We start from the raw sequence: 1,578 nt of genomic DNA, 5'->3' as shown, positions 1-1,578 counted from the left end.
CTACCCTCCACCTCTTTTCCCCTGCTACTTTTCCTACAGTAATTTTACTTTAACGGGGAAGTAAATCATTTCGTAAACTGGTGGCTTCCCGCAGGTAGACATGCTTGATTTCCCGCTGGGAGCGGGTTGTGTTCACGTGAACCAGCACCCGTATGCACCGGGGCAAGCGTCCCGGCACATCGATTTCCCGGGCACATAAAAGGGGTACATACTTCCACCCCAGCAGTTCCCGGGCTGCCGTGGCGGGAAATTCAGCATTGAGGTCGGCAGTCACAGTAAAAAAGGCACTGGCAATATCCTCGGGGTTCAATTCGTTTTCCACCATAATAGCCTGCAGCAATTCTCCCGTGGCCTGAATGATATCCTCGGCCGTATTCCGTTCTACCGTTATCGCTCCCCTGATTCCCCGTACACAGGTTCCTGCCATTCTACCATCCTCCTTAAGAAGAGACTGCCCTGTGCCCCAGGCCTACAGCCACATCATCCAGGTGTAAAAGGCCCACGCCGAAAAAAACGGCCACACTGATATGATCCTGGTACCGTGCAATACCTATTTTACCGCCCACGTTCAGACCGATGGCCTTGGGCATGACCTGGGAGAGGGCCTCCCTGGTTGCCCCGGCTACCGCCCCTTCTTCGGCATGGACTTCCCTGATCACACCCTCCCGCTTGGCTGCCACCACTGCTCGCTCCGTGATCTTGTTGACCGAAGAGATAAAATCACCGCCGTAATCCACGGCAGCTGTTTTAAAGCCTTCCCGGGCAAAACGGGATTTTAATTCCCGTTCATGGTCCCTGTCCTCGCTCAAAGCCATGGTCAGGGCCACCCGGGCTACCTGTCTGCTCCCCGGTGAGAACATCTCGCCACCTCCATCAAGGCCGGAAACCAGGGCCGCTGGTAGGAACATTATAGGACACACGGAGTAAAAAAACAACGGGGACATAACTATGAAAACCTCTATTTTCAATTCGCGTTCCGGTTTTATTACTTGACATTGTACTTGCGCTCCAAATGCCGGCGGTAGTTTGTAAATTCTTCAAAGATCCGGAACATCAGCCTTTCTATCTCATGCTTGTTCAATGATAGGACACCGGGGGCCACGATTTCGATTTTGCGAAATTCATCCCGGGCGACAAAACGTATAAGGTCCTCAAGGGTATCCGCGGTCAATTGTAAAACCACCGGGGCGTAGGCAACCTCCTGGTTGTTTACATCGTCATAGACGGTATAAATATCCAAACTTAAATCCACATCTTCAACCTGTATACCCTGTACGGGTACATGGCGCAGCAAGGCAAGTTGCTGTTCCCGGGCTTCTTCAGCAGCCTTGTCCGTAGATTTACCGCCAAAAAAAAGACGGCCGGGTCGTCCCACTCCTTTAAAATCCAACCTTACTCTGGCTTTAATCCCGGTGGTGGGGTTTTCGACGGGTTCCAAGACAGCCAAAACTTCACCCCCCAGCAAAAATTACGCATTTCTTGTTATTTCGCTGGGGGTCGGGAAATTCCTGCCGGCTATTAAATTATATGCTGATTCCTGCCGACTGCCGTAACTGACGGACCTCTTCCCGGGTTAGA

At 52.0% G+C, this 1,578-nt stretch carries 3 protein-coding genes; all 3 read right to left on the bottom strand.

Features of this window, described 5'->3' with window-relative positions; genetic code table 11:
- Positions 1-49 precede the first annotated feature (49 nt).
- The 3 genes from aroH to ACPLUI_RS14730 all read right to left on the bottom strand — a co-directional run bounded on the left by aroH (position 50) and on the right by ACPLUI_RS14730 (position 1,447).
- Positions 50-427 (bottom strand): chorismate mutase, encoded by a 378-nt coding sequence (aroH, locus tag ACPLUI_RS14740; protein ID WP_424660992.1) that lies wholly within the window; start codon positions 425-427, stop codon positions 50-52.
- A 13-nt stretch (positions 428-440) separates the two neighbouring features.
- Complete coding sequence (locus ACPLUI_RS14735) at positions 441-860, bottom strand: HutP family protein (RefSeq protein WP_424660993.1); 420 nt, start codon at positions 858-860, stop codon at positions 441-443.
- A gap of 125 nt (positions 861-985) precedes the next feature.
- Complete coding sequence (locus tag ACPLUI_RS14730) at positions 986-1,447, bottom strand: hypothetical protein (protein ID WP_424660991.1); 462 nt, start codon at positions 1,445-1,447, stop codon at positions 986-988.
- Between the last annotated feature and the right edge of the window lie 131 nt (positions 1,448-1,578).

The organism is Desulfofundulus sp. (genome assembly GCF_049701015.1).
GTDB lineage: Bacteria > Bacillota > Desulfotomaculia > Desulfotomaculales > Desulfovirgulaceae > Desulfofundulus.
Note: the sequence above shows the minus strand (reverse complement) of the source record. Positions and strands in the feature narration are given on the sequence as shown.

Coding starts and splice junctions, on each gene's coding strand:
- ACPLUI_RS14735 (WP_424660993.1), bottom strand. CDS start 860: ATGTTCTCACCGGGGAGCAGACAGGTAGCCCGGGTGGCCCTGACCATG.
- aroH (WP_424660992.1), bottom strand. CDS start 427: ATGGCAGGAACCTGTGTACGGGGAATCAGGGGAGCGATAACGGTAGAA.